At 43.8% G+C, this 274-nt stretch carries 1 pseudogene; it reads left to right on the plus strand.

Annotation, left to right across the window (positions count from 1 at the left end):
* Nucleotides 1-274 (plus strand): annotated as a pseudogene (locus ACGHEH_RS21845) (transposase); the annotation flags it as partial.

Genomic DNA, 274 nt, shown 5'->3' on the forward strand with positions numbered 1-274 from the left:
CGAAGCCGCCTTAGCTGCGTGTATGGCTTATGTAGATTTAAATCCTATTCGCTCTAAGATGGCGAAAACGCCAGAAACCTCAGAGCATACGAGCATTAAAAAACGCATAGAATCGGCAAAAGAGGGAAAGCAGCCCAAGTGTTTGCTTCGTTTCTCTGGTAGCCCCAGAAAACATATGCCTAAAGGTCTGCCTTTTGAATTTAAGTATTATCTACAGCTGGTAGAGCAAACAGGACAGTGCATACGTGCAGATAAAAGAGGCTCAATCGATTCA

The sequence above is a fragment of the Pseudoalteromonas sp. MTN2-4 genome, assembly GCF_042848605.1.
Lineage (GTDB): Bacteria > Pseudomonadota > Gammaproteobacteria > Enterobacterales > Alteromonadaceae > Pseudoalteromonas.